This is a genomic window from Streptomyces sp. NPDC046727, from assembly GCF_040645635.1.
Lineage (GTDB): Bacteria > Actinomycetota > Actinomycetes > Streptomycetales > Streptomycetaceae > Streptomyces.
Genome location: NZ_JBEYYR010000022.1, coordinates 120,918 through 147,096, shown reverse-complemented (window position 1 = coordinate 147,096; position 26,179 = coordinate 120,918). Strand labels below are relative to the sequence as shown.

Annotated in this window: 21 protein-coding genes and 2 pseudogenes; 11 read left to right on the top strand and 12 right to left on the bottom strand. The window is 71.6% G+C overall.

What is annotated here, in order from left to right; genetic code table 11:
- Nucleotides 1-115: 115 nt before the first annotated feature.
- The 3 genes from ABZ937_RS25805 to ABZ937_RS25795 form a co-directional block, all read right to left on the bottom strand.
- The gene (locus ABZ937_RS25805) at nt 116-1,960 is read right to left on the bottom strand and encodes an alpha/beta fold hydrolase (RefSeq protein WP_361695677.1); all 1,845 of its coding nucleotides are present in this window, start codon (nt 1,958-1,960) and stop codon (nt 116-118) included.
- Complete coding sequence (locus ABZ937_RS25800) at nt 1,957-3,186, bottom strand: MFS transporter (RefSeq protein ID WP_361695676.1); 1,230 nt, start codon at nt 3,184-3,186, stop codon at nt 1,957-1,959. Before ABZ937_RS25800 ends, ABZ937_RS25805 begins: the two co-directional genes overlap by 4 nt.
- A 425-nt stretch (nt 3,187-3,611) precedes the next feature.
- Nucleotides 3,612-4,760: a glutamate--cysteine ligase gene (locus ABZ937_RS25795; RefSeq protein WP_361695675.1), complete on the bottom strand. Its 1,149-nt coding sequence runs from the start codon at nt 4,758-4,760 to the stop codon at nt 3,612-3,614.
- Nucleotides 4,761-5,234: 474 nt separating this feature from the next.
- On the opposite strand from ABZ937_RS25795, the gene ABZ937_RS25790 reads away from it, so the two are divergent.
- The 3 genes and pseudogenes from ABZ937_RS25790 to ABZ937_RS25780 all read left to right on the top strand — a co-directional run.
- A complete protein-coding gene (locus ABZ937_RS25790) occupies nt 5,235-5,915 on the top strand; it encodes a TetR/AcrR family transcriptional regulator (RefSeq protein WP_361695674.1) in 681 nt (226 codons plus the stop codon).
- Nucleotides 5,912-6,751 (top strand): alpha/beta fold hydrolase, encoded by an 840-nt coding sequence (locus ABZ937_RS25785; protein ID WP_361695673.1) that lies wholly within the window; start codon nt 5,912-5,914, stop codon nt 6,749-6,751. The genes ABZ937_RS25790 and ABZ937_RS25785 overlap by 4 nt, the downstream gene beginning before the upstream one ends.
- A gap of 198 nt (nt 6,752-6,949) precedes the next feature.
- Nucleotides 6,950-7,087, top strand: a pseudogene (locus tag ABZ937_RS25780) (O-methyltransferase); the annotation flags it as partial.
- Between the two features lie 40 nt (nt 7,088-7,127).
- Here the strand turns inward: ABZ937_RS25780 and ABZ937_RS25775 are convergent.
- Together ABZ937_RS25775 and ABZ937_RS25770 are read right to left on the bottom strand one after the other, a co-directional pair.
- Nucleotides 7,128-7,862, bottom strand: a complete 735-nt coding sequence (locus tag ABZ937_RS25775) for a hypothetical protein (protein ID WP_361695671.1) — start codon at nt 7,860-7,862, stop codon at nt 7,128-7,130.
- Between the two features lie 181 nt (nt 7,863-8,043).
- Complete coding sequence (locus ABZ937_RS25770) at nt 8,044-8,634, bottom strand: TetR/AcrR family transcriptional regulator (RefSeq protein WP_361695670.1); 591 nt, start codon at nt 8,632-8,634, stop codon at nt 8,044-8,046.
- 38 nt (nt 8,635-8,672) lie between these two features.
- Between ABZ937_RS25770 and ABZ937_RS25765 the strand changes: the two genes are divergently transcribed.
- Nucleotides 8,673-9,539 carry a class I SAM-dependent methyltransferase gene (locus ABZ937_RS25765; protein ID WP_361695669.1) on the top strand — a complete coding sequence of 289 codons (867 nt, stop codon included), beginning with the start codon at nt 8,673-8,675 and terminating at the stop codon, nt 9,537-9,539.
- 53 nt (nt 9,540-9,592) lie between these two features.
- Here ABZ937_RS25765 and ABZ937_RS25760 read toward each other — a convergent pair whose 3' ends face one another.
- A complete protein-coding gene (locus ABZ937_RS25760; protein ID WP_361695681.1) occupies nt 9,593-10,195 on the bottom strand; it encodes an SAM-dependent methyltransferase in 603 nt (200 codons plus the stop codon).
- Between the two features lie 146 nt (nt 10,196-10,341).
- Here ABZ937_RS25760 and ABZ937_RS25755 point away from each other — a divergent pair, with 146 nt between their 5' ends.
- Nucleotides 10,342-11,559 (top strand): pyridoxal-phosphate dependent enzyme, encoded by a 1,218-nt coding sequence (locus tag ABZ937_RS25755; RefSeq protein ID WP_361695668.1) that lies wholly within the window; start codon nt 10,342-10,344, stop codon nt 11,557-11,559.
- A 60-nt stretch (nt 11,560-11,619) separates the two neighbouring features.
- On the opposite strand, the gene ABZ937_RS25750 is transcribed toward ABZ937_RS25755, so the two are convergent.
- Both ABZ937_RS25750 and ABZ937_RS25745 read right to left on the bottom strand, forming a co-directional pair.
- Nucleotides 11,620-12,015, bottom strand: coding sequence for a hypothetical protein (locus ABZ937_RS25750; RefSeq protein WP_361695667.1), 396 nt, complete (start codon nt 12,013-12,015; stop codon nt 11,620-11,622).
- Between the two features lie 222 nt (nt 12,016-12,237).
- Entirely contained in the window at nt 12,238-12,891 is a 654-nt protein-coding gene (locus tag ABZ937_RS25745) for a GntR family transcriptional regulator (RefSeq protein ID WP_361695666.1), read from the bottom strand.
- 103 nt (nt 12,892-12,994) lie between these two features.
- Between ABZ937_RS25745 and glyA the strand changes: the two genes are divergently transcribed.
- The 4 genes and pseudogenes from glyA (at nt 12,995) to ABZ937_RS25725 (ending at nt 19,359) form a co-directional block, all read left to right on the top strand.
- On the top strand, nt 12,995-14,329 hold the full coding sequence (glyA, locus tag ABZ937_RS25740) for a serine hydroxymethyltransferase (protein ID WP_361695665.1): 1,335 nt from the start codon (nt 12,995-12,997) through the stop codon (nt 14,327-14,329).
- Complete coding sequence (locus ABZ937_RS25735; protein WP_361695664.1) at nt 14,326-15,576, top strand: sarcosine oxidase subunit beta family protein; 1,251 nt, start codon at nt 14,326-14,328, stop codon at nt 15,574-15,576. Before glyA ends, ABZ937_RS25735 begins: the two co-directional genes overlap by 4 nt.
- Before the next feature lie 15 nt (nt 15,577-15,591).
- Nucleotides 15,592-18,776 (top strand): annotated as a pseudogene (locus ABZ937_RS25730) (sarcosine oxidase subunit delta family protein).
- Complete coding sequence (locus ABZ937_RS25725) at nt 18,766-19,359, top strand: sarcosine oxidase subunit gamma family protein (RefSeq protein ID WP_361695663.1); 594 nt, start codon at nt 18,766-18,768, stop codon at nt 19,357-19,359. The pseudogene ABZ937_RS25730 and the gene ABZ937_RS25725 overlap by 11 nt, the downstream one beginning before the upstream one ends.
- A 15-nt stretch (nt 19,360-19,374) precedes the next feature.
- On the opposite strand, the gene ABZ937_RS25720 is transcribed toward ABZ937_RS25725, so the two are convergent.
- Nucleotides 19,375-20,004 (bottom strand): TetR/AcrR family transcriptional regulator, encoded by a 630-nt coding sequence (locus ABZ937_RS25720; protein ID WP_361695662.1) that lies wholly within the window; start codon nt 20,002-20,004, stop codon nt 19,375-19,377.
- A gap of 91 nt (nt 20,005-20,095) precedes the next feature.
- Between ABZ937_RS25720 and ABZ937_RS25715 the strand changes: the two genes are divergently transcribed.
- Nucleotides 20,096-20,506: a DUF4345 domain-containing protein gene (locus ABZ937_RS25715; protein WP_361695661.1), complete on the top strand. Its 411-nt coding sequence runs from the start codon at nt 20,096-20,098 to the stop codon at nt 20,504-20,506.
- 53 nt (nt 20,507-20,559) lie between these two features.
- Here the strand turns inward: ABZ937_RS25715 and ABZ937_RS25710 are convergent, their stop codons facing one another.
- Both ABZ937_RS25710 and ABZ937_RS25705 read right to left on the bottom strand, forming a co-directional pair.
- Entirely contained in the window at nt 20,560-22,227 is a 1,668-nt protein-coding gene (locus ABZ937_RS25710; protein ID WP_361695660.1) for a serine/threonine-protein kinase, read from the bottom strand.
- Between the two features lie 910 nt (nt 22,228-23,137).
- A complete protein-coding gene (locus tag ABZ937_RS25705; RefSeq protein ID WP_361695659.1) occupies nt 23,138-23,992 on the bottom strand; it encodes an NmrA/HSCARG family protein in 855 nt (284 codons plus the stop codon).
- Nucleotides 23,993-24,213: 221 nt separating this feature from the next.
- Between ABZ937_RS25705 and ABZ937_RS25700 the strand changes: the two genes are divergently transcribed.
- Nucleotides 24,214-25,194, top strand: coding sequence for a DUF5996 family protein (locus ABZ937_RS25700; protein WP_361695657.1), 981 nt, complete (start codon nt 24,214-24,216; stop codon nt 25,192-25,194).
- A gap of 126 nt (nt 25,195-25,320) precedes the next feature.
- Here ABZ937_RS25700 and ABZ937_RS25695 read toward each other — a convergent pair whose 3' ends face one another.
- Nucleotides 25,321-26,178, bottom strand: a complete 858-nt coding sequence (locus tag ABZ937_RS25695; protein ID WP_361695656.1) for a GNAT family N-acetyltransferase — start codon at nt 26,176-26,178, stop codon at nt 25,321-25,323.
- Nucleotide 26,179 lies beyond the last annotated feature (1 nt).

The following is a 26,179-nucleotide window of genomic DNA, read 5'->3' as shown; positions in this document are numbered from 1 at the left end:
GGCCCGGTGGCGTACCACCGGGCCGGCCGGCACGGGTCAGTCCTCTTCCGCGTCCTCAGCGTTGCGGAACGGGACGGTGACGGTGATGCCGACGCTCGGCTTGCGGTTCTCCTCGTCACCCGCGAGCGGGTCGTTGTGGATGATGTCCTTCTGCATGGGTCCTTCTCCTCTCCGTGGTGTGTACGGCGGTGTGGTGCTCCCCGCTCCGGGTGGGGCGGGGTGTCTGGGGGTGGCGGTGTGCCGGGCCGCGCAGTTGCCGGTCGAGGAAGACCACGGCCCGGCGCAGCACGGTGACGTGGTCGCCGCCGTCGTAGCCGTCGTGGCCGGAGTCGAGCCACAGCGATTCGTGCCGGGCTCCGGCGGCGCGCAGCGCGGCGAGGTAGCCGCGGATCTGACCGGGCGGGCATTTGGCGTCATGGGTGGCGGCTGCCACCAGCAGCGGGTCGCGGACCGCGGCGGCGTAGTGGATCGGCGAGCTGCGCGCGTAGCGCTCGGGGACGTCGTCGGGCGTGCCGTCGAAGAGCCGCTCGTCCAGGGCGCGCAGCGCGGGGGTGGTGGTGCGGTGGGCGGCCACGCAGTCGGCGACCGGCTTGACCGCGACCCCCGCCTGCCACAGGCCGGGACGGGTGCCGAGGGCGAGCAGGACCAGGTAGCCGCCCCAGGAGGTGCCCCACAGGCCCACGGCGTCGGCGCGGATCAGCCGCCGGGCGACGAGGTCGGCGCGGACGGACGCCAGATCCTCGACCTGGGTGAGCCCGACGCCGTCCCGGAAGGCACGCCGCCAGCGCGGCCCGTACCCGGTGGAACCGCGGTAGTTGACGCGGGCGACGGCGAAGCCGGACGCGACCAGGGAGTGGACGACGCCGTCGTAGGCGTCCCGGTCGTGGTCGGCGGGCCCGCCGTGCACCAGGAACACCGCCGGGGCCGGACCGCGCGGTTCGTCGGGCAGGCTGAGCAGGGTGTGCACGGGCCCGTCGGGACCGGGCGTCCACACGTCCCGGTGGGTACCGGGAAACCGGTCGGGGAGGCCGGGCAGCACGGGCAGGGCGGTGCCCCGGGTGGAGCACAGCCGGGGCGGCAGACCGGTGGCCGTCCACAGGTAGTGCAGGTCGCCTCCGGGACGGATGGCGGCGTCCAGCAGGGTGCCCGGCGGGGTGGGGACCGGGGTGAGGGTGCGTGCGGTGAGGTCGGCGCGGTGCAGGGTGGAGCGGCCGTGGCGGTCCTGGCGTACCAGGACGGTCCGGCCGTCCCCGGCCCAGCGGGCCGTGATCTCCGTGTCGAAGGCGCACCAGTCGTGGGTGGTCAGCCCGGTGTCGGGCTGCCAGGAGGCCAGGAGGTAGCGGTCGTCGTACTCGCGGACGAGGAGGAGTTCCTCGCTGCCCGCGGTGGGGGCGAACCCCAGGGACCACAGCCGGCCGGTGTCGCCGCCGGGCAGGACGGCCCGTACGGCACCCTCGCTCGTGAGCACGGTGACGGCACCGGCTCCCGCGAGGGCGAGTAGCCGGCCCCCGGGCGTGATGCCGGTGAGGGTGACGTGGCCCGGGACCCGGCTCACCGTGCGGGCCGCGCCGCCGCGCGGTCCGACGTGCACGGCGGTGGTGTGGCCGTCCCCGGCCGCGAGGGCGACGGTGCCGTGGTCGCCGACCGCGAGACCCCGGGGGAGTCCGGGCGGGACGTTCGTCAGCCCGGCCCGGTCGGGACCGCCCGCGAAGGGCTGGAACCGCCAGCACCCCGACCCGTGTTCGTCCTCGTCGAACCACCACACATGCGCGTCCCGGTCGATGGCACCGTGCAGCGTGCCCCGGGGCCGCCGGGTGACCTGGCGGGCGCGGCGGGCGGCGGCGTCCCAGGCGAACACCTCGCAACGGCCCTCGGCGTCGGCGGTGAAGACCATCTTGGCCGGGTCGGCGGCGCACACCTCCGGCAGTGCGGCCCGGTACACCTGGTAGTCGTCCCTCATCCGGCGGCCCCCGCGGAGAGGACGCCGCGCACCGGGCGCCGGGAGGTGTGCGCCGCGAGGAGGGCCAGCAGCACACCGCTGACGAGCGCGGGCGCGGCGGTGGAGACCCAGTCGGCGAGGGCGCCGGCGAGGACGGGAGCGACAGCGGCGGAGCCCGTGGTCGCGGTGGCCAGGACCGCGCCGGTACGGGCCTGCAGCGCGGGCGCGGTGGCCTGGACGGCACCGGCCTGGAGCACGACGGAGGCGAGCGGCATCAGCAGGCACACCAGCCCGAACAGCAGCCCGTACGCCCACGCGTCCGTGACGACGGCGAGCGCGGCGGCCGGCGGAACGAGCAGCCAGGTCACGCCGGTGACGACCCGTGGGGCGCCGAAATGCCTGGTCACTCTGGGCGCGGCGAGCGCGCCCGCCAGACCGGCGGCGCCGGACAGGGCGAGGATCGCGCCGAGCACGGCGCCGGAGTGGCCCTCTCGCTGGAGGGTGAAGACGGCCGTGTAGTACAGCGCCACGACGACGGCGTTGACGGTGGTGGCCCAGGCCAGGACCAGGCGCAGCAGCGGTGAGGAACGCACCAGCCGCAGCCCGGCCGCGCCCTCTCTCAGCAGTCCCTCGCCGCGCTGCTGCGGCGCCGGCGCCGTGAGGTCCGCGCGCATGGCCGCGACACACAGGGCGCTGACGACGTAGGACAGGGCGTCGGCGAGGAACGGCAGCGCGCGGGCGGCCTGGTAGAGGAGACCGCCCAGCGCCGGGCCGGCGATCAGCGCGCCCTGGTCGGCGGCGGTGAGCCGGGCGATCGCCCGGGGCTGCTCGGGGCCCGGGCAGACCAGCGCGACCGTTCCGCGTGCCGCGGCCTCGAAGCAGGCGGTCGCCAGCCGCTCGACCAGCACGGCGGCGAGGACCAGACCCAGGGGCGGCCGTCCGGTGGCCAGGGTGAGGGCCACGCAGCCCATGGCGAGTGCGGAGACGGCGGCGGACCCGAGCATCACGCGCTTGCGGGCGCCCCGGTCGGCGGGGAGGGCGACGAGCGGGCCGAGGAGGAGCCCGAGGGCGGTGGAGACCCCGGCGATCAGGCCGACCGTCTGGGGCGAGTTGCCCAGTCCCAGGAGGAGCAGCGGCAGGACGGTGCCCGAGGCCTGGCTGCCGACGCCGTCGGCGGCGTTGGCCCACCACAGGAGCCGGAAGTCGCGTGGTTCCGCCCGCTGGTGGGACGGTCGTGCGGATGACACTGGCCGTTCCACGAAGCACCTCACCGATGTGGCGAAATCGTGCAGAAGGTGTGGAGAGAGTGAAGCGAGCGGGATCCTAAGCGGGTGCGAAGAGGCGTCACAAGGGTCCGAAGTGCGTGACCGGATTCGTACCGTGAGGTGGCGAGGAGGGGCAGGTCGGTCATACACGGAAATAGAGGTGATCATTCCGCGCAGGGGGAGAGCGGCGCCCTCCTTCTCCAGGGAAGATGCGCGACGGCGCCCGGACCCTGCCCCGGAGGGCGTGACGGGCGGGCGGCGACGAGAGACCGACCGCCGGTGTCGCGACGGCACCGGCGGGCACCGCTTTCGACCGAGAATGTTCGTTGCCGCCCGGGCTGCTCCGAAGCGACCGGTGACCGCCTCGATGGTTCACGGTTGCCGTGTCCGGACCCGCCGCCGCAGGTTCACGAAGGGCTGACAGCGAGTTCGTCGACCACGGCCTGGAGCGAGCCCGAGTGGAGCGCCGCGACACGCCGCTGTCGCGCGGAGCCGCTCCCTCGGCGCTCGACGTCGCCGAGCCAGTCGCCGACCCGACGGTCGTCGCCGTAACGGCTGAGGTGCGGCTCGACCCGTTTCCACAGTTCCTCGACCAGCCGGCTGACGGACGCCGGAGCGCAGTCGCGGGTGTGGGTCGCGGGCAGGATGCCGGACGTCCCGTACCGGGCCGCCTGCCAGCACGCCGCCCGCAGCAGCAGGTCGGACACCTCGGGCGCGGGTTCACCGGCGCGTACGGCCTCCATGGCGCAGCCGACCAGGGCGCGGATTAGGAGCGCGTACGCCGTGGTGGTCGCGGCCTCGGGCATCACATCGGCGACGCGGACCTCGATGGTGGGAAGGTGGGGGGAGGGCCGGACGTGCCAGTAGATCATGGCAGGGTCCATCGCCGCCCCGGTGGCCACGAGTTGGTCGACGACCCGCTCGTAGTGAGCCGTGCCCCGCAGGTAGGGCGGAGGGCCCGCCAGCGGCCACCGGCTCCAGACCACGGAGCGCCAGCTCGCGTAGCCGGTGTCCGTCCCGTCGCTGAACGGGGAGTTGCCGGTGATGGCCAGCAGCAGCGGCATCCAGCCCCGCAGGTGGTTGACCGCACGCACGGCTTCCTCGCGATCGGCCACCCCGACGTGCACGTGGCAGGCGTTCACCCCCTGGTCGTGGACCAGCGGCCCGAAGCGGCCCAGGAAGGCGCGGTAGCGAGCCTTGTCCATGACCGGCGGCGGGCCGGGCCTGCCGAGGATCGGGGTGCCACTGGGGACCAGCAGGCACTCGTACTCGGCGGCGGCCGTGGCCACGCCCCGGCGCAGCCGGACGACTTCCGCCTCCAGTTCGGCGGCGGTACGGCACACCGCGCTGACGGTCTCCACCTGCGCCTGCGAGATCTCCGGTGTGACATGCGGCTCGCCGAGGTGACCGCGAGCGGTGGCCACCACGGAAGGGGCTCGGTGCACAGCAGCCCTGCTGTGCCGTTCCACCAGCACGAACTCCTCCTCGACGCCGACGGTCGGCGGCGCGGTCACCTCCGCCGGGGTCGCGGGCGTACCGGCGACGGCAGGGGTCATGGCATCAAGAGGCTCTGGCACGTCCAGCCCTTTCGGAAGACACAGCACACCGGCATCCACGTATCGCGGGCGCTGTACGGCTCGCGATCACTACTGTCGCTCTCGGGGGCACAGGCCACTCCCTGTCGAACAGGGGGTGGGAGCATGCTCAGTCCCGCACCCGAGGTGCTGCAAGCGACTACCCAGTCACCCTTCGTGCGCGGCCGGCCCGCTGGGCGGTCACGGAACACGCCGTCCCGGGCGCGTGCGGGCGCGGATCCGGCAGCCGGACGCGGACGGTGCGCAGCGCGTGGGGCCAGTGGTGCTCCCGCACGGCACTGCTCCCCATGGCCGAAAGCCGGATGCGCGGTGCCGCCGTTCGGGGGTGCTCGTCCACGGAAGAGGTCACCATCTGCGGCACGTACCGCACTCCCTCCATCGACGGGCCTCGCGCACCCCCTTGCGCTATGCGTCCACTGGACGCACAGTGGCGGTGTGAAGGCGGGAACGGCGGCGTGGTGGCAGGCGCGGTACGCGGCGCTGGTCCGGCAGCGGCCCCGCGCGGGCGGGCTTGAGCTGCGGCGGATCACCCAGGTGGCCCTGCGGATCGTGGACGGCGAAGGGCTCGCGGCGCTCACCATGCGCAGGGTGGCCGAGGAGATGGGAGTGCGGCACACCTCGCTGTACCGGCATGTGGCCAGCAGGGACGAGTTGCTGGTGGAACTCGTCGACCATGTGCTGGGCGAGGTGGTGCCGCCGGAGACCGGCGGCGGATGGCGGGCCGAACTGGAGCAGGCCGCCTGGGAGTTCCGACGGGTGCTGCTCGCGCATCCCGCGATCGTGCCGCTGCTGACGATGGGGCAGCTGCTCGGCCCCAACGCCCTGCGGGGACGGGAGATCGGACTCGGCCTGCTGATCCGGGCCGGGTGGGAACCGTCGCGGGCCGTCCGGATCTATCTGACGGTCGCGCATTTCGTCATCGGCGCCGCGCTGCTGGGCACCGGCGGCGCGGCGCGCGGCGCCGAGGAGCGGAAGGCGATGACCGAACTGTTCGCCGGCCTGCCGCAGTACCCGCTCGTACGGGAACTCGCCGAGCCGCTCAACCTCCCCGACGGCGACCAGGAGTTCCGCTTCGGGCTGACCGCACTGCTCGACGGGATAGGAGACCCCCGATGAATCTCGCCGAGTGGATCGCCGGCGGCACCAGGGTGGAGCTGAACGGGCATCGCCTGTTCGTCCGCCAGGACGGTGAAGGCAGCCCCGTGACGCTGGTGCACGGCTTCCCCACCTCCAGCCACGACTGGGCGACGACCGTCCCGGCCCTGGTCGCGGCCGGATGCCGGGTGACCACCCTGGATCTGCTCGGATTCGGTCAGAGCGACAAGCCCGTCCGTCACCGCTACTCCATTCATGAGCAGGCCGACCTGATCGAGGCCCTCTGGAAGCGTCTGGACATCGGTGAGACCGCGCTGGTCGCCCACGACTACGGTGTCTCGGTCGCCCAGGAACTGCTGGCCCGTGAACCCGGCCGCATCACCCGCACCGCCCTGCTGAACGGCGGCCTCTACGCCGACCTCCACCGCCCCGTCCTGATGCAGCGCCTCCTGCACAGCCGTGTCGGCCCGCTGCTGGCCCGGCTCACCGACGAGAAGCGGTTCACCGCGAGCCTGCGCAGCGTCCTGGCCAGACCCGTCCCGGACGAGGTGCTGCACGACATGTGGACGTCCATGGCGCGCGAGAACGGCCATCACCTGGCCCCGCGCCTGCTCCGCTACATCGACGATCGCCGCGTCCACTTCGACCGCTGGACCGGTTCCCTCGAAGCTTACGAGGGCCCGCTCCTGTTCGTCTGGGGCCCCGAGGACCCGGTCAGCGGGGCGCACGTCCTGCCCCGCCTCCGCCGCCGACGCCCCCGCGCCGCCTTCACCGTACTGCCCGGCGTCGGCCACTATCCGCAGGTCGAAGCACCGGAGGAGACAGCAGCGGCACTGGCCGCCTTCCTCGCCGAGTAGCGGTGGGGGAGGGGCCCCTCGAAGACGGTCAGTCTCCGTCGTCCGGTGGCAGGCTGGGCACGTCGGCGGGGAAGAGGCTGACGAGCAGCCCGTACGGCTCCCCGCGCGCGAGGCGCGCACGTGGTAACCGATGGTGCCTCTCGCCACGGCTCGTGTCGCCACCGCCCGCCCCGACCGCTACATCAGGCAACTCGTCTCACGCTGCTCGCCTGTGACGTCAGCGAGGAATGGACGGCGATCGGCCGGCCGTACTGGGAGCGCGCGGGCGTCGCCGACCGGATCGACCCGCGCATCGCCCCCGCCCTGGAGACGTTGCGCGCACTCGCAGCAGACCCCCGTCGCCGCGGCCGGGCGTACGCGGCCCGCTTGTGCGGGTTCAGTGCATCGGGCCCGCCAGCTCCCCGACTTCGAGATACACCTCCCGCTCGGCTTCGAGCTTGACGTTGAAGCCGTGGAAACCGCTGGGCGGTGCCGTGCCGAAGAACGATCCGTCGGCCACCTCGCGGGACGTCAGCCGGTGGTCCGGGTCGTCGCTCCGCCCACCGATGTCGTACGGGTCGGCCGTGGTGAAGTGCTCCCGGAAGAACTTGTCCATCGTCTCCGCGTCATCCGGCAGCGGCTCACCCATCTGGTTCGTCGCCGTGCCGGGAACGGCGTGGACCTCAAGAACCTGGTCGAAGCTCGGCCAGCGGCTGATGGCGTGCGCGAGGTACAGCCGGCCACCGTGTCCGAAGCACAGGTACTCCAGCGTGCCGTCGCCGGTCGCGTGCGCGTTCACATCCAGCTTGGTGAACCGCACGATGCGTTCGATGCGCACCTCCACGTCCGGGGCGAGCGGTCGCTTTCCCTTCGCTCTGCGCTCGAAGTGGCCGCAGAAGATGTTTCCCGTGAGGGAGGTTCGCTTCGGGCCGCTCTCGGCCGGATCGAGCTCGGCCATGGGGAAGGGGACGGGGTCGAACGTGTCGTACGGCTCCTCGGGAAAGGCGTGGCGGTGCGCCCGAATCGCCTCACGCACGTCGTCGTCCAGACCCACTTCGAGGAGCACCTGGTAGTTGTGCGGTACGTCGAACATCGGCAGGTGCGAGAAGTAGATCACTTCGTGTCCGAACACCAGCATTCCGTGACCGCCCGTTGTGCCGGTCGGGTCGTCGGGGCTGGGGTGAACGTGGTGCTGGCCGCTCCCATGATGATCACTCATGGTGACCCCCTGACAGGGTGGGCGAGCGAGGAGGCGCATACGACTCCCCGCCTTCTCACCTCCCAGTATCCGACGGCCCGAACCCCACCGCTCGTCACGCGGAGCTGTCCACCAGCACGGTCACCAGGCGTGTCATGGCGGGCCTGGGGTCAGGCGTGCCCGGCCAACTGGTCATCAGCAGATGGTGGGCGGCACCGACGACGGCCAGGGCCACCGTGCTCGGGTCGACGTGCCCCGCGACCCGGCCGAGCCGCTGTTCGGCCTCCACATAGCCGGCGACGGCCTCCTGGATAGTGCCGAAGCCAGGCGCCCCGCCTTCCAGCGCCTCGCGGATACGCAGCGCGGCGCCCGGACGGGACATGGCGATCCCGGATATGGCCGGGCCACCGGACTCGAACAGCGCGAGGACGACGGCATCGAGATTCCCCGCCACCGTGTTCTGCCCCGCGAGCCCGGACAGCGCCCGCGCCTTCGCGGCGGTCCGTGCGAACCGGTCGAGACACAGCTCGGCCACGAACTCGTCCATCCCCGCGAAGTGCGCGTGCAGCAGCCCCTTCGCGCAACCGGCCTCGGCGGTGACGGCCCGGCTGGTGAGTGCGCCGGGTCCGGACTTCTCCACGACGCGTTCGGCAGCCGAGAACAGCTGCTCGGACACATCCGGCGTCGCCACTCCACGCGGTGACATGGGCCTCTCTTCCCTTCCGTCCACCACTGGAGGCACCCGTGCCCGACGTCGTCAACACGGAGCAGGCACAAGCGTGGAACGGCCCCGAAGGCAGCCACTGGGCCCGCAACCAAGACCGCTGGAACGCGGTGAACGAAGGCTTCGACGAGCCACTGCTCAAGGCCGCCGGAATCAGCACGGCCCATCGGGTGCTGGACATCGGCTGCGGCTCCGGGCAGACCACCCGCCTCGCCGCGCTCAAGGCACCCCGAGGCGGCGCACTGGGCCTCGACCTGTCCGGCCCGATGCTGGCCGAGGCGCGGGCCCGCGCCGAGCGCGAGGGCATCACCAACGCCTCCTTCACGCAAGGCGACGCCCAGATCCACCCCTTCGAGACGGCGGCGTTCGACGCGGTGATCAGCCGCTACGGGGTGATGTTCTTCGCCGACCCCGTAGCCGCCTTCGCCAACGTCGGCCGGGCGCTGGTGCCCGGCGGTCGTCTGGTGTTCATCTGCCCGGCCGATGCCCCGCGCAACGACTGGGTCGTGGCGATGGCCGCTCTGCGCGACATCCTGCCGGTCGGCGACTTCGGGCAGCCGGGACTGCCCGGCATGTTCTCCCTGGCCGGCCCGGACCGCATCCGTGAGGTCCTCACGGCAGCGGGCTTCACCGGCATCACCGTCAGTCAGGCGCAGGCACACGGGGTATGGGGGCAGGGAGCCGAGGACTCCGCGGAGTTCCTGCTCGGCACAGGCCCCGGCCGCCACCTGATGGAACAGGCTGACGCGGCTGCCCGGGCCCACGCCCGCCGCGCCCTGACGGACCATCTGCGGGCCCACGAGGCCACCGGCGGCACCGTCCGACTGCTCAGCACCTCATGGCTCGTCACGGCACACCGCCCGACCGACCCATCGGGCAGGCCCTGACCTTTCGGTCGAGCAGATGCTCCAACAGGGCGCCCGGCGCTCCGCACACTGACTCAGACAGCCGGTAGGCGGGTCCCGACGATCACGCTGAGGTCTGCCGCGAGGCGCAGTTCGGTGGCGCGAAGTCCGGGATGTTCGAGCCAGTGCAGCCGTGGCTGGTCGGGTACGCCGTTGAAGCGGGGCGGCCATGTAGTGGCCGGGGTGAAGTCGTCGATCACGACCGTGCCGCCGGCGGCGAGCAGGCGAGCGGGGTCCGCGGTGCCGTCGCCCTTGGCCTGGCCTCCGCCGTCGAGCACGAGAAGGTCGTACGGGCCGTACTCTTCGATGCGCTGCCAGTCGCCGTGCAGGATCAGGACATGATCGCAGTCCCGGAAGACATCCGCAGCGATGCGGGCTCGTTCCGCATCCCGCTCGACGCTGATCAGCCGTGTGCCTGGTGACGCGCCCGAGGCCAGCCAGGCAAGGCCGACACCGCAGCCGGTTCCGGTCTCGGCGATGGCGTGGGGCGCCCCCGCGGCCAGCACCTGGAGCAGACGCCCCTGTTCGGGCCTGCACGAGAACGCGAAACCGTGCGTGCGCGACGCCTGGACGGCCCGCTGGACCAGCGCAGGAAGTGCGTCGTCGTCCCGGTAGGCGTCGGTTCCCTGAAGCGACATGCCGTTCATTGTCGCCGCGCAGTCGCACAGTTGGGCCGACGGCAGCAGAAGGCTGCTCACCTCGCGACCGGGATGAACAGCGGCGGCGCCCGACCCGCCCTGATCGCCACGCAGGTGCCCAGCGGCCCGTCCCTACCATTCGGACCATGAGGACTGACCCCACCGCCTCGCTGGCCACCGCTCAGCGCTCGCTGGGCGACCCCGGCTTCCGCTACCCCCTGTGGCCTCCGCTGACCAGCGGCTGTCCCAAGAGCAGCACGGACGAGGTCGCGTACCCCGTCGAGGTGGACTATGCGTACGACCGCGTGCCCGCCGGCCTCTTCGAGGGGCGACCCCCGCGCACCGGACTTGACCACTGGGCCCCGCTCCTCCCACCCCTCGCCGCCCCCGGCCTCGGCGAGGGCGGCACCCCCTTGGTGGAGCTTGAGCCCGGGGTCTTCGTGAAGGACGAGTCGCGCAATCCCACCTGGAGCCACAAGGACCGCCTCAACCGCTGTACGGTCAGCGCTGCCCTGGGCTCCGGCGCACCCGGCGTCGTCGTCGCGTCGTCCGGCAACCACGGCGCTTCCGCGGCGGCGTTCGCGGCGCGCGCCGGGCTGCGCTGCGTCGTCCTCACCGCCACCGACCTGCCAACGGCGATGGACACCTTCCTGCATGCCTACGGCGCCGTCGTACTGCCCGTGCCGGTGGAGGCACGCTGGCCGCTCACCCGACGGATCGCCGAGCACTTCGGGCTGCAGCCCGTCAGCAACCTGACCCGCACCCACACCGGGCACGCCTTCGGACCCGAGGGCTACAAGACGGTCGCGTACGAGATCCACGCCGACCTCGGCGTACCCGCGGCCGTCTTCGTCCCGACCGGCTACGGCGAGCTGCTCTTCGGCATCGGGAAGGGCTTCGCCGAGCTGCGACGCCTCAGGGTCACGGACCGGGTTCCCCGGCTGATCGCGTGCGAGCCCGCCGCCGGCGGGCCGCTGGCCGCCGCCCTCCGCCAGGGTCTGCCGGCAGCGCACGTGGAGGTCGGCGCCACCGACGCGTACGGCATCAACTGCCCGGTGAACAGCTACCGTGGCGTGCTCGCGGTGCGTGACAGCGGGGGCCGCGCGGTGCTGCTCACGGACGAGCAACTGTATGCCGCCCAGGCCGAGCTGGCCCGGGCCGGCCTCTGGGCGGAGCTGTCGGCGGCGGCCGGCCTGGCGGGGCTACGGGCCTGCGCCGACGAGTATTTCGACGGCCCCGTGGTCTGCGTGTCCACGTCCAGCGGGTTCAAGGACCGGGGCGTCGGCCGGCACCGCAGCGAGCCCGTGGCCCCCGAGTGGACTGCGGTGCGGGCCCGGCTGCGGGCGGCGGGACTCGGTGAGTGAGCGTACGGCGACCCGCGAGGGGCCGGATCGCCCCTGATCTGGTGGGTGGTCTGGACGTGCTCAGTGGTCGCTCGTGTGCGGCCGTACGGGGCGTGGCAGCGGCTGACGCCAGTCGCCCAGCGTCGCGAGGAGGAACTGTCGGGCGAGAGGACGTATTTCGCTCCAGGCTGGATCTGTGGCCAGGGCGTCGGCCCAGAGACCGGTACGGCAGGTGGCATCGATCTCGCCCAGGCGGTGGCCGATGTCGTGAAGATCGCGCAGATTCCTGGGCTCGAAGGTTCCGCGCTCGGCGAGTCCTTCGGAAACGCGGCAGAGGAGCTCCGCCTCCTCGACGACGGACTCCGTCTCCAGCTCACGCTCGCCCAGCCAGGCAAGCTGATCCTGGGTGTCCGCTGCGAGGAGGGCCATGAATCGCAGGGTCCAGGTGCGCAGGCGCGCGTCGCCGACATCGTTCATCCATGCAGGATCCCACCGGGCTCCCGCCGGAGCGCGTTCGTGCCGCGGAGGGGCGGCAATGGCCAGCCCCTCGTAAGGCACAGCGAAGCCGCGACCGCGGTCGCGTGCACGCTGCCGGACGGGCGGCCCGTCGCCATCACCGGTGCCAGGCACCGCACGGTACGCGTGGGGTTTCACGGCCCGCTGGATCACGGCGCAGCCGACCTGCGACGCCCGCAGGGATCAGATGACACCGCGGATCGCCGTCTCGAACCCTTCCACGTGGCTCGCCGCCAGGGCCTTGGCCTTCTCCGCGTCGCGGTCGATGATGGCGCGCAGCAGCGGTCCGTGCTCGTGGACGTGCCCCGCCAGTCCGGGCAGCCGGTCGAGGAAGAGACACCAGATCCGCGTGGCCAGGTTGTCGTACCTGATCAGGGTGTCCTCAAGGTAGGGATTGCGGGTCGCGGCGTAGATCGCCCGGTGCAGGGTCATGTCCAGCCGGATCAGGTCGTGCTCGCCGCCGGACGTCTTCGCCAGCCGCGCCAGCAACCGGTCGAGTTCGGCCCGGTCGCCCTCGCTCGCCCGTTCGGCGGCCAGGCCCGCGGCGAGAGGCTCCAGCTGCAGACGTACTTCCGAGATGTGGCCGAGATCGGCGATCTGCACCTCGGTGGCGAAGGTGCCACGCCGGGGGTAGGCCACGATGAGACGTTCGTGCTCCAGCCGCTTGAGCGCCTCCCGGACCGGGGTGCGCCCGAAGCCGAGCTCGGTGGCGATCCGCTCGTCGTTGACAGGCTCGCCGGGGCGGATCCGGAGGGTCACGAGACGGTCCGCAATGGAGCGATAGGCCTGGTCGGCCAGCGTTCCATGGCCCTGACCGGCGAAGGTCGAAGAAGCCACCCGCAACGTCCCTTCTTGACGCGACTCGATCCGCCCTCCTAGTGTACCGCAACAGAAATATTGATATATCAGTCGTCTTTCAGATCTCCCGAGGGGAGTTCTCATGACTGCCCACACACCCGAGCAGCGAGCGGCCCGGTCCGCGGTTCTCGGTGCTCAGCTCCACGACTTCGATCCCGAGATCGCCGTGGCGATCGACGCGGAGCTGGCCCGGCAACGCGGCACGCTGGAGATGATCGCGAGCGAGAACTTCGCACCGCTCGCGGTCATGCAGGCTCAGGGCTCGGTGCTGACGAACAAGTACGCCGAGGGCTACCCGGGGCGCCGCTACTACGGCGGCTGCGAGCACGTCGACGCCATCGAGCGGCTCGCCGTCGACCGCGTCAAGGCCCTGTTCGGAGCCGAAGCCGCCAACGTGCAGCCCCACTCCGGCGCGCAGGCCAACGCCGCCGTCATGGCCGCCCTGCTGACGCCCGGCGACACGCTTCTGGGGCTGGACCTGGCTCACGGCGGCCACCTCACCCACGGCATGCGGCTCAACTTCTCCGGGCGCCTGTACGACGTGGCGGCCTACCAGGTCAGCGAGCGCGACCACCGCATCGACATGGAGCAGGTCCGCAAACTCGCCCACGAGCACCGGCCGAAGCTGATCGTGGCCGGCTGGTCGGCGTACCCCCGCCGGCTCGACTTCGCCGAGTTCCGCCGTATCGCGGACGAGGTCGGCGCCTACCTGATGGTCGACATGGCCCACTTCGCCGGCCTCGTCGCCGCGGGCCTGCACCCGTCGCCCGTCCCGCACGCGCATGTGGTGACCACCACCACCCACAAGACACTCGGCGGTCCCCGCGGCGGCGTGATCCTGTCCACCGCCGAACTGGCCAAGAAGATCAACTCCTCGGTGTTCCCCGGCCAGCAGGGCGGCCCCCTCGAACACGTCATCGCCGCAAAGGCCGTGGCCTTCAGGATGGCCGCCCAGCCGGAGTTCGCCGACCGCCAGCGCCGCACTCTGGAAGGGGCCGCCCTCCTGGCCCGGCGGCTGCTGGCCGAGGACACCCGGGCCGCCGGAGTCAGCGTGCTGACGGGCGGCACCGACGTACACCTGGTCCTGGTGGATCTGCGGCATTCCGAACTCGACGGCCGGCAGGCCGAGGACCGCCTGCACCGGATCGGCATCACCGTCAACCGCAATGCCGTCCCCTTCGACCCCCGCCCGCCGATGGTCAGCTCCGGTGTCCGCATCGGCACCCCCGCACTCGCCGCCCGCGGCTTCGGGGCCGAGGAGTTCACGGAGGTCGCCGACATCATCGCCACGGCCTTCCTGCCCGGCTTCGACGACAAGGCGGCCGCCGCACTGCGCGCACGCGTCCAGGCCCTGACCGACCGCTTCCCGCTCTACCCCGCCGATCCGCGGCTCGCGACCCAGGAGGCCGGCCAGTGACGCACCCGCACGGCAACCCCGCAGCCACGCCCGGGGACGTCCTGCCCGACCACCCCGACTTTCTGTGGCGCAACCCCGACCCCAAGCCGTCCTACGACGTCGTCATCGTCGGCGGCGGCGGGCACGGCCTGGCCACCGCCTACTACCTGGCCAAGAACCACGGCATCACCAATGTCGCCGTCCTGGAGAAGGGCTGGCTCGCGGGCGGCAACATGGCCCGCAACACCACCATCATCCGCTCCAACTACCTGTGGGACGAGAGCTCCGGCATCTACGAGCACTCCCTCAAGTTGTGGGAGACCCTCGAACAGGACCTCGACTACCCGATCCTCTTCAGCCAGCGCGGCGTCCTCAACCTCGCACACACCCCGCAGGACATCCGCGACAGCAGGCGCCGTGTCTACGCCAACCAGCTCAACGGCATCGACGCCGAGTGGCTGGAGCCGGACGAGGTCGCCAAGGTCTGCCCCATCGTCAACGTCTCACCCGACGTGCGCTACCCGGTGCTCGGCGCCACGTACCAGCCGCGCGCGGGCATCGCCAAGCACGACTACGTCGCCTGGGGATTCGCGCGCAGGGCCGATGCGTACGGCATCGACCTGATCCAGGACTGCGAAGTCACCGGCCTCGACATCCAAGGCGGCCGGGTGACGGGGGTGCGGACCACGCGCGGCCCCATCGCCGCCGGGAAGGTCGCCCTCGCCGCCGCGGGCCACTCCTCGGTGCTGGCCTCCATGGCCAGCCTGCGGCTGCCCCTGCAGAGCCACCCTCTGCAGGCGCTGGTCTCGGAACTGCTGGAACCGGTGCACCCGACCGTCGTGATGTCGAACGCCGTGCACGTGTACGTCTCCCAGGCCCACAAGGGCGAACTCGTCATGGGCGCCGGCATCGACAGCTACAACGGCTACGGACAACGCGGTGCCTTCCACATCCTGGAACGCCAGATGGCCGCCGCGCTGGAACTCTTCCCCGTCTTCGCCCGCGCCCACATGCTGCGCACCTGGGCCGGCATCGTCGACGTCACTCCGGACGCCTCTCCCATCGTCGGACTCACACCCGTCGAGAACCTGTACCTCAACTGCGGCTGGGGCACGGGCGGCTTCAAGGCCACACCGGGCGTCGGCTGGTGCTACGCGCACACCATCGCCACCGGCGAACCGCACCCCTACAACGCGCCCTTCACGCTCGACCGCTTCACCACCGGCGCCCTGGTCGACGAGCACGGCGCGGCAGCCGTCGCCCACTAGCCGAGGAGTTCCGACATGCAGCTCATCACCTGCCCCTGGTGCGGTGACCGCGAGGAGATCGAATTCCACTACGGCGGCCAGGCGCACGTCGCCTACCCCGACGACCCCTACGCGCTCGACGACGAGCAGTGGGCCCGGTACGTCTTCTTCCGCGACAACCCCAAGGGCCCGTTCGCCGAACGGTGGGTGCACTCGGCCGGCTGCCGACGCTGGTTCAACGCCCTGCGCGACACCGTCACCCACGAGTTCCTCGCCGTCTACGAGATCGGTGCCGAGCGCCCTTCCCTCACCGGCACCGCGCCCGCCGCACCGCAGGCGAAGGGCCAGGAGGCCAGCCGATGAACTCCCCGTTCCGCGCCCCCCGCCACGGTCACATCGACCGCGGCACCACGCTCTCCTTCACCTTCGACGGCACCACCTACACCGGGCATCCCGGCGACACCCTCGCCTCGGCCCTGCTCGCCAACGGCGTGCACCACGTGGCCCACAGCATCAGGTACGGCCGGCCGCGCGGCGTCCTGGCCGCCGGCGCCGAAGAACCCAACGCGCTGGTGCAGATCGACGCCCCCTTCCCCGAGCCGATGCTCACGGCCACCACCGTGGAGCTGTACGACGGCCTCGTCGCACGGGGACTGTCCGGCCAGGGCCGCCTGAGCAGCGAACCGGACACGGCACGCTACGACACCCTGCACGCCCACTGCGACCTGCTCGTCGTCGGCGCCGGCCCGGCCGGGCTCGCCGCCGCCCTGACAGCCGCCCGGGCCGGAGCCCGCGTGATCCTCATAGACGAACTCCCGCAGCCCGGCGGGTCGCTGCTCGGCAGCCAGGAACTGCTCGACGGCGCACCGGCGACCACCTGGGTCAGCGAGGTCATCGCGGAACTCGCCGACTGCGCCGACGTGCAGGTCCTCCATCGCACCACCGCCTTCGGCCACTACGACGACGGACTCGTCCTGGCCCTGGAGAAGCGCACGGACCACCTCGGTGCCGCGGCGCCCGCCCACGTCTCACGGCAGCGGGTGTGGCGCATCCGTGCCCGGCAGGTCGTGTACGCCACCGGCGCCCACGAGCGTCCCGTCGCCTTCGACGACAACGACCGCCCCGGCATCATGCTGGCCGGCTCGGCCCGCACCTACCTCAACCGCTTCGGCGTACTGCCCGGACGCCAGGCCGTCGCGTTCACCACGAACGACAGCGCCTATCCCGCAGTGCTCGAACTGGCCGACGCCGGCGTGCGGATCGCCGCGGTGGTCGACGCCCGCGAGAAGGTGCCCGCGCACTGGCGCACCGCCTGCGACGAGCTGGGCATCCAGGTGCGCGCGGGTCACGTCGTCACCGGAACCAGCGGCACCGAACGCGTCTCCCGCGCCCACGTCGCCCCCTTCGGCCAAGGCCGCCTCGGCGAACGGCGGGGCATCGACTGCGACCTGCTGCTCGTCTCCGGCGGCTGGAACCCGGCCGTCGCCCTGTTCAGCCAGGCCCGCGGCACCCTGCGCTACGACGCCGGTATCGGAGCCTTCGTACCCGCGCAGGCGCCGGACGGCGTCCGTACGGCGGGTTCGGCCGGCGGTTCCTTCACCCTGGCCGGCTGCCTCGCCGACGGCGCGGAGGCCGCGCGGCGGGCCCTGTCGGCCCTCGGCAGGACCGGCCGGACGATCGCCCTGCCGACCACCGACCCGTTGCCCGAGGGGGCACCGGGCCGAGTGCTGTGGCGGGTCCCGAGCCCGCGCGAAGGTCGGGACGGCTCGCACCAGTTCGTGGACCTGCAGCGCGACGCCCTCGTCTCGGACGTACTGCGGGCGACCGGGGCCGGCCTGCGGTCGGTGGAGCACGTCAAGCGCTACACCACGATCGGCACGGCCCACGACCAGGGCCGCACCTCGGGCGTGATGACCTCGGGCATCGTCGCCGAGGCGCTGGGCGTGGATGTCGCCGACCTCGGCACCACCCGTTTCCGTCCGCCCGCCGTCCCGGTCGCCTTCGCCGCCCTCGCGGGCCGCAACCGGGGGGAACTGTTCGACCCCGTCCGGGTGACCGCGCTGCATCCCTGGCACGTCGAGCACGGCGCTCTGTTCGAGAACGTCGGCCAATGGAAGCGTCCCTGGTACTACCCCCGGGCGGGCGAGACCATGGAAGACGCGGTGCTGCGCGAGTGCCGGGCCGCCCGCACGGGCGTCGCGATGATGGACGGCTCCACCCTCGGCAAGATCAATGTGCAGGGTCCGGACGCCGGCGTACTGCTGGACCGGCTCTACACGAACATGATGAGCACGCTCAAGGTGGGCCGCGTCCGCTACGGCGTGATGTGCGGTGTCGACGGCATGGCCATCGACGACGGCACCGTCATCCGTGTGACCGAGCAGGAGTTCCTGCTGACCACGACCACTGGCAACGCGGCCAGGGTCCTGGAATGGATGGAGGAGTGGCTCCAGACGGAGTGGCCCGACCTGCGCGTGCACCTCACCTCCGTCACCGAGCACTGGGTGACCATCCCCCTGGTCGGTCCCCGCTCCCGCGACGTGCTGGCCCTGGTGGCCCCGGGCCTGAACGCCGACAACGACGCCTTCCCCTTCATGTCCTGGCAGGACACCACCGTCGCCGGCGTACCGGCGCGCGTGTGCCGCATCAGCTTCTCCGGTGAACTCGCCTACGAGATCAACGTACCCGCCTGGTACGGCATCACGGTGTGGAAGGCCCTGTACGCGGCCGGCAGCCCGTTCGGCATCACCCCGTACGGCACCGAGACCATGCACGTGCTGCGCGCCGAGAAGGCCTACCCGATCATCGGGCAGGACACCGACGGCACCGTCACCCCGCAGGACCTGGGCATGTCGTGGGTCGTGTCCAAGAAGAAGCCGGACTTCATCGGCAAGCGGTCCTTCTCGCGCGAGGAGAACCAGCGCAGCGACCGCAAGCAGCTGGTGGGCCTGCTGCCGGCCGACGAGCGGATCCTGCTGCCCGAAGGCGCCCAGATCATCGCCACCAGCAGCATTCCGGAGCCCCCGGTACCCATGCTCGGCCATGTCACCTCCAGCTACCGCAGCGACGCCCTGCAGCGCACGTTCGCCCTGGCCCTGGTGCGTTCCGGAACCCAGCGCATCGGCGACACCCTCTACGTCCCGCTGGACGGCCGGACCGTCGCGGTGACCGTGACCGACCCTGTGCTCTTCGACAAGGAGGGAACTCGCCGTGACGGTTGAGACGCCCGCTCGCTTCAGCCCGCTCTCCGCGTGGCAGGACACCCTGGCCCAGCTGCCCACCGGAGTGCAGGCGAAGGAACTGCCCTTCCTGACCCAGCTCACCCTGCGGCTGCGGCCTGGCAGCCCCGCGGCACAGGCAGTCGAAGCGTCCTTGGGCATCACACTGCCGGGTCCCGTGAGCGCCGAGATGTCGGGTGACGTCGAGGCGCTGTGGATGGGCCCGGACGAATGGCTGCTGGTGGCCCCCGACGGCCGGCAGCACGACCTCCTCGCACAGCTGCGGTCGGCCATCGGGGACGAGTTCGCCACCGTCACCGATGTCTCGGCCCAGCGCACCACGCTGGCACTGTCCGGTCACCTGGTCCGCACGGTGCTGGCCCAGGGCTGCGCCATCGATCTCGATCCGCGGGTGACACCCGTCGGCTCGAGCCTGAACACCCTCCTGGCACAGGCCCCGGTCACCCTGGTGGTGCGCGGCGAAGCGGCGTCCAGCATCTGGCTGCTGGTGCGCTCCTCGTTCGCGCCCTACCTGGCCACCTGGCTGGTCGATGCCTGCACGGAATACCGGGGGAGCACCGGGTGAGCATGTGAGAGGTTCTCAGGACTCCGCGGCAGGTCGCCGTGGCGGCCACTCGTGGCTGACGCCGTCGGCGAGCAACGGACGGAGGGCGCCGAGAAGCGCGCCGACGCAGATGTCGCGGAGCTCTGTGCGGGTGCAGGTCTCGTGCGTGAGCCAGTCGACGCAGAGGACCTGGACGAAGACCAACCAGCTCTTCAGGACGGCGGACACCGCCTCGCGCGCGCTGTCGTCCGCGAGGGGCAGTACGGCCAGCAGCCGCGTGCGGAGCGCGTCCAGCTCGTTCGTCATGATCGACTGAATCACCGGGTCGCCCGCGAGCACCCGGTTCGCGGCGAGGACGGCGTTGCGGTTGGCCGTGAAGTAGTCGAGATGGACGTCCATACCCTGGATGAGCTGCTCCACCAGGGAGTCGGCGGGGTCGAGCCGGGTCTCGGCGAGCAGCTGGTCCGCCGCCTGCTGGTACACGGCCGCGAAGAGGGCGTGCTTGCTGGGGAAGTGACGGTAGAGCAGGGCGCGGGAGACGCCGGCCTCTTTGGCGACCTCCTCCATCAGGACGTCGTCGTACGGGCGTGCGGCGAAGAGCCGCGCTCCGACGGCGAGGAGTTGGGCGCGGCGATCGGTGGGGCTCAGTCGCTGGCGGGGAGGCACGAACGCAGCTTACTTGACATGTGTCTACTGGTGCGCCGAAGCTAGTAGACACATGTCAACTAAGCTCGGTCGAGGCGGGTTGGGAGGGGTCATGGCAAGGACTCTTCGGGCGCTCACGCAGCTGATGGGCTGGGCCTGCGTGGCGATCGGTGTGTTCCACGTGGCGCTCGGCAACGCGGCGATCCCCGGCGCGGGTTCCGCCGGCGCGACGGTCGACAGCTGGGGCCGGTTCATGGGGGCCGCTTTCGCGGGCTACGGGCTGGCCTGGCTCTGGGCCGCTCGGCAGCGGCCGGTCCCGGCTCGGGCCGTGCGGTGGCTGGCCGGCGTCTTTCTGCTCGGCGGCGTCGGCCGGCTGATCTCGCTCGCCGTTCACGGCTGGCCGCAGTGGTTCCAGATCGCCCTGGCGGTGATCGAACTCGGCCTGCCGCTTGTCTTCTTCTGGCTGGCCGACGCGGAGGAACGAGTGCCGCGCAGCGGTGGGGAGCCTGTGCCCGCCAGGTGATGACCAAGTGGCGGGTGTGCAACTGACCTGGCTGCTGGGCGCCCTCGGCGTTCCTACCGCTTCTGCCAGAGGGTGAGCTTGGTGGCGTAGTCGGGCAGATTGCCGTCGGTGGCCGGGGTGATGCCGGTGACCTCCAGCATGGCCAGCCGGTCGTCGGTGGTGACCGTGCACAGCCGCGTGCCGACCGGGATGGTGGTGGCCAGGTCGGCCGACACGATCTCCTGGGGGAGTACGTCGGACTGGGCGCCCGTCAGACACTGGGCAGGCGTCGCGCCGGCGCTCTTGCCCATCGGCGTGTAGAACTCCCAGCGCCCACCTGAGACCCTGCTCAACATGATCTCCCGGCCGGGAGTGTCCTGTACGACCTCGGGGACGTCGAGGTCGACCCTGACGATGTTGGCTCCGCCCGGGGATCGCAGGGCGAGGGGCCGGTCCTTGAAGATCACGGTGTACCCGGAGTCGTCGCTCTTGCTCGGGGAGGGGTCGGCCGGAGCGGAATGGGTGGTGCCGGTCGACGGTTTGCCGTCACTCCGCTCTTGGTGCGAGGGGCCGTCCGGCCGGGTCAGCGTCCACGTCACCACGACCGCGAGCACGACGGCCACGGCGGCGCCCGCGACGACGAGCGCGGTCGGCGTACGGCGGCGCGCCGGGGCCGCGGCTTGCGGGGTGTACGCCGGAGGGGGCGGGGGCATGGTCGGGGCACCGGCGAAGGTGGGACCGTGCGGCGGGGGCGGCCCGGCGGGCGAGGGGTCGCCCGCGCCGGAGCCCCCGGCGTTCGGACCCGTCGGCCCGGAGTCGGTGACCGTCGGCTCCGGGGGCGGGGCGAGGACGGTCCGTTCCCTGGCGGTGAGGTCGGCGGCGAGTGACTCGGGCAGCCAGCCGGTGAAGTCGTTCAGCGAGCGGCCCGCCGCCTGCTCGCACAGCGCGACCAGTTCCTCCGTGCCGATGCGCCGGCCCGGGTCGGCGACCAGGCAGCGTTCGAGGAGCGGTCGGAGCCGGTCGTCGTGGCCGTCCAGGCGGGGCGGGCGCTGGGCGGTGTTGGCGATCTGCGCGGCGAGGGTGAGGGCGCCGCCGTCACCGTAGGGGTGGTGACCGGTCGCGGCAACGGCCGCGATCAGGCCGAGCGAGAAGACGTCCGTGGCCGGTCCGACCGGCTCGCCGAGGGCGTGCTCCGGGGACATGAACTGCGGGGTGCCGATCACGCCACCGGACACGGTGAGCTGAGTGGCGTCGGAGGCCCGGGCGATGCCGAAGTCGATGACGTACGGACCCTGCGGACTCAGCAGAATGTTGCTGGGCTTCAGGTCGCGGTGCACGACGCCGGCGGAGTGGATCGCGGTCAGCGCCTTCGCGGTGCAGCCGACGAGCTGGAGCACGCTCGTCAGCGGCAGCGGGCCGTATGCCGCCAAGGCATCGTGCAGGGGCAGGCCGGGGATGAACACCGAGGCGAGCCAAGGCTGTTCGCCACCGGTGTCGTGGTCGACGACCGGGACGACGTGGTAGCCCTGGACCCGGCGGGCCGCCTGGACCTCCTGCTCGAAACGGCGGCGGAAGCCGGGATCGCCGCCGTACTCGCGCCGGATCACCTTCAGGGCCACGGGCTGCCCGCCGCGGGTGCGGGAGAGATAGACGGTGCCCATGCCGCCCTCGCCGATGCGGGCCAGCAGCCGGTATCCGGCTATCTCCCGCGGATCCTCGGCCCGCAGCCGTTCACCTGCCATGCCCGCCGCCATCGACCCGCCCCCGTTGCTTGATCATTGATTGCGGCGAGCCTAGCGGAGGCGGCCGGACCCGCGCCTTCCCCGTGACCGGAGCTGCTCATCCGGCTTCCGGGCTGCCGGCCAGGCGGCGTCTCCACCAGAGGTCGGAGCGCCACTGCCGTTGAGCGGCGAAGGGATCCGGCAGCGTGCGCTCGACGTACCCGGCGTCCAGGCGGTCGGAAGAACGCTCGGTACTGCCGCAGCGCACGGTCGGTGGCGCCGGGGTAGATGTAGTAGTCGTCCGAGAGCCGCTCCACTCGATCTATCGGGGCCAGTCCGCTACTGGTCGTTGAGGACCGTGGCGTAGCTCGTCCAGCCCGCCGAGTCGTAGTAGGCGAACTTGATGCGGCTTCCCTGCCGGCCCAGCCTGTTGGGGGGGTGCTGTTCTCGTAGAAATGTTGATCCAGTGAATGCGGGGACTGCCGTCGGTGTAGTTGTGGGCCCACACGCGGGAGACGTCGCCGTAGCGCTCGAAACAGCCCATGCCGCTGTTCAGCGGGTTGTTACCGGACGCCATGCTGGCCACCCTCGTCCCAGGCTGGCGTTGGCAGCCCCCGACCTGGCACATCCCGGCTCCGTGTGCCCCGGCAGACGTGCACCTGGGCGGTGACGGACTCATGCTCATCCCCTCCTACTTCGTCCCGGCCACCACCAGCGAGACAGCCCACCGCGTGGGCATCTCACTGCCCTCGGCCGGCCAGCACACCACCGTCCTGCGCAATGCCGGCCTCATCTCCACCACGCGCACCGGCGTCGCGGTCCTCCACTCCCTCGTCGCTGCCGGCGTCCAGCGCGCGGCCGGTCACGCGGTCGGCGAGGGCAGGTTTCGTGACGCGGACCAGCCCCGACGACCCGTGGACAAGGCGGCCTGTCACTGCGCCGATGAGAAGGCGCTCTCGGCCCAGTCGGCGAACGACGTCCAGCGCAGATCGGGATGGGCGGCGTGCAGCGCCGGCACGTCGACGCGGTAGCCGTGGCCACGCAGGAACGCCCACATCGCGCGCATGTCGTCGTTGCCGATCTCGTCGAGCCGCACTTCGTTGTGGCGAACGGTCCGTCCGAGCGCCGTGCTCAACGTGGCAGCCATGTCATCGGGCGTGGGGGCGTCGCCGGCCAGCTCGATGCGCTGCCCGATGAACCTGTCAGGTGCGGCGAAGACGGCGGCGGCGAACTCGCCCAGGTCGGGACGAGCCAGTTGTTGCAGCGGGCGGTCCGGGGGCAGCGGTAGATCGAGCACCCCCTGGAGGATCCGGTCCACGTCGCCGAGGGCATTGTCGAAGAAATAGGTGGGACCCAGGATCGTGTAGGGCACCTCGCCCGCGGCCAGTTCCCGTTCGATCACCGCCTTGGTCTCGAAGTGCGGCACGCCCGTGTCCTGGTCGGCACCTGCGACGGAACTGAAGACCAGATGTGGCACACGTGCCTCATGGGCGGCGGCCAGAATGGCCCGGCCCTGTGCGATCTCGGCGGCCGGCCCTGACTCGAAGGGCGTGGTCATCGCAAACACACCGGCTGCTCCCCGCATGGCTGAGACCAGGGACTCGCGGTCCTGGAGATCTCCGCCGACAACCTCGACGTCGCGGCCGGCCAAGCGCCGGGCCGAAGCGGATTGCAGGTTCCGGACCAGGCCACGGACGGCCATACCGCGGGACAGCATCGCGCTGATGACGGCACCGCCCTGCCCCCCGGTGGCTCCGAGTACCAGCACCGGCTGGTCGACGTTCATGATGAAGACTCCTTCCGAATCGGCCCTACGGGGCCTCGCCGCCTCCGGTGAGACCGGACTGTTGGATCACTGTCCTGGCGAGGCAGGCGCAGCGCTGCTCGTGGAGCATGCCAAGCGTTCCGGTCCGATGGCCGGTGAGGCGCGCCGGGTTGCCTGATTCCTCAGCTGAGGGCAGCGTGGTCGGTATCGGACGGTTGTCCTGGGAGGAGTGTGCTGTGGCCATGGTCTCCCCTGGGGCGTCGCGGACGACGTGGCCGCGGCTGCGGGTCGCCGACTGGACCGAGACCCGGGACACACTGCACATGTGGACCCAGATCGTCGGCAAGATCCGGCTGGCCCACGCCCCCCTGGTCAATCACTGGTGGCAGGTCACGTTGTACGTCAGCCCGCGCGGCCTGACCACGTCGGCGATCCCCTACCGCTCAGGGGTCTTCGACATCGAGTTCGACTTCCTCGACCATCAGGTGTGTGTCCGCAGCAGCGACGGCACCCACCGCGGCGTGGCCCTGGAGCCGAGACCGGTGGCTGACTTCTACCGCGAGACGATGCACGCCCTGGCTGAGCTGGGAATCGAGACAAAGATCCAGGCGTCTCCGAACGAGGTGGACCCGGCGATCCCCTTCGCTGAGGACTACCGGCACGCTTCCTACGACCCGAGCGCCGCACAGCTCTTCTGGCAGCAGTTGCTGCAGGCCAACCGGGTGCTGGGGGAGTTCCGCTCGTGCTTCGCCGGCAAGGTCAGCCCCGTGCACTTCTTCTGGGGCGCCATGGACCTGGCCTGCACGAGGTTCTCGGGACGGACGGCTCCGCCGCATCCTGGCGGCGCCCCGAACTGCGGTGACTGGGTGATGAGGGAAGGCTACTCCCGGGAGTTGAGCAGCTGTGGTTTCTGGCCCGGCGGCGGTGAAGAGGGGGCCTTCTACTCGTACGCCTATCCCGAGCCGGATGGCTTCGCCGCGCAGCCGGTCACCCCGGCCGACGCGTTCTACAGCCCCGACCACGGTCAGTTCCTTCTCCCGTACGAGGCGGTGCGTACCGCGGCCGACCCGGACCGGGAACTGGCTGGTTTCCTGCACACGACCTACGAGGCCGCTGCGGAACGCGGCGGCTGGGACCGGGCGGCCCTGGAAGAGGACCCGAACCGGTGGCGACAGCACCGTAGGTCATCACCCATGGTGAGCGTGCATGACGATCCGCAATGACCCAGCGCGAGCGGAGGCGGTGTGCGCTTCGATGCGGTACGCGCGTGGCCGCGTGGGTGCGAGGTGGCAGCAACACGGCGCGTTCAGGGGCTCTACACCGGGCCGGTCGCTGATGCAGCCCTGAGGCTAGGAGAACGCGTACCCGGCGAAGTCGCTGACCGGGACGTATCCGATGCGCTGGTAGAGGGCGTTGCTGGTGGGGTTGCCAGGGTTCGCGAACAGTACGACGTCCGTCGCGCCCGCGGTCAGCGCGGCCCGGGTGACCTCGACCGTCACTGCGCCCGCGTACCCGCGACCCCGGAGGTGAGCCGGGGTGTAGACGGGGTCCACCCGGATCATGCCGGCGACCATCGAAGTGGAGCCCGCCATGGAGACGGGGGTGCCGTCCGGGGTCTCCCAGAACGTGAAGCGTTTGTCGGCGAATCGAGAACCGGCCCAGGAGTCGGCGTCGACGGAGGGAGCCTCTCCGACGTCGGCCGTGAACTCACCGCACCATCGGATGAGTTGCTCAAGGCCCTGCGCGTCCACGACACGGCCCCGCCCCTCGGGGAGCGGCTCCGGTGGGGTGAGAGTGCCGAGCCGGTAGAGACGGGCCCGCCAGTCCGGTACCGGCACCGCGTCCGTGTGCCGTTGCCAGGCATCGGCGAAAGCGGTGGCGGTGTCCTGGTCCCCTGTGACGCCGGAGAGGTGCCGGCCGAGGTCGGCCAGGCGGGCGGCGAGGGTGTCGGCCTGCTCGGGGTCGAGGTGGGTGAGGGTCAGGCGGTGGGAGGGAAGACGGTAGAAGAGGCCGAGGACCTCGCCTCCTGACTCGAGTCGGCCGAAGACAGTGGCTTCGGCGCCGTACGCGTCCGCCCCGCGTGTTCGCAGCTTCTCTATCACTGTCAGGGGAGTGGTGTGCAGGGTGGGGCGCGACCGCAGGAAGTCCCCGGCTCGGGCGAGAAAGGCGTCGACGTCTTCGGTGAGGTGCCAGTCATCCGGGCGCATG

Excerpts from the sequence above, each read along its gene's own strand:
- ABZ937_RS25715 (WP_361695661.1), top strand. The coding sequence starts at position 20,096 with ATGGCAAGGACTCTTCGGGCGCTCACGCAGCTGATGGGCTGGGCCTGC.
- ABZ937_RS25795 (WP_361695675.1), bottom strand. The coding sequence starts at position 4,760 with ATGACCCCTGCCGTCGCCGGTACGCCCGCGACCCCGGCGGAGGTGACC.
- glyA (WP_361695665.1), top strand. The coding sequence starts at position 12,995 with ATGACTGCCCACACACCCGAGCAGCGAGCGGCCCGGTCCGCGGTTCTC.
- ABZ937_RS25760 (WP_361695681.1), bottom strand. The coding sequence starts at position 10,195 with ATGTCGCTTCAGGGAACCGACGCCTACCGGGACGACGACGCACTTCCT.
- ABZ937_RS25710 (WP_361695660.1), bottom strand. The coding sequence starts at position 22,227 with ATGGCAGGTGAACGGCTGCGGGCCGAGGATCCGCGGGAGATAGCCGGA.
- ABZ937_RS25750 (WP_361695667.1), bottom strand. The coding sequence starts at position 12,015 with ATGAACGATGTCGGCGACGCGCGCCTGCGCACCTGGACCCTGCGATTC.
- ABZ937_RS25770 (WP_361695670.1), bottom strand. The coding sequence starts at position 8,634 with ATGTCACCGCGTGGAGTGGCGACGCCGGATGTGTCCGAGCAGCTGTTC.
- ABZ937_RS25755 (WP_361695668.1), top strand. The coding sequence starts at position 10,342 with ATGAGGACTGACCCCACCGCCTCGCTGGCCACCGCTCAGCGCTCGCTG.
- ABZ937_RS25705 (WP_361695659.1), bottom strand. The coding sequence starts at position 23,992 with ATGAACGTCGACCAGCCGGTGCTGGTACTCGGAGCCACCGGGGGGCAG.
- ABZ937_RS25785 (WP_361695673.1), top strand. The coding sequence starts at position 5,912 with ATGAATCTCGCCGAGTGGATCGCCGGCGGCACCAGGGTGGAGCTGAAC.
- ABZ937_RS25700 (WP_361695657.1), top strand. The coding sequence starts at position 24,214 with ATGGTCTCCCCTGGGGCGTCGCGGACGACGTGGCCGCGGCTGCGGGTC.
- ABZ937_RS25805 (WP_361695677.1), bottom strand. The coding sequence starts at position 1,960 with ATGAGGGACGACTACCAGGTGTACCGGGCCGCACTGCCGGAGGTGTGC.
- ABZ937_RS25695 (WP_361695656.1), bottom strand. The coding sequence starts at position 26,178 with ATGCGCCCGGATGACTGGCACCTCACCGAAGACGTCGACGCCTTTCTC.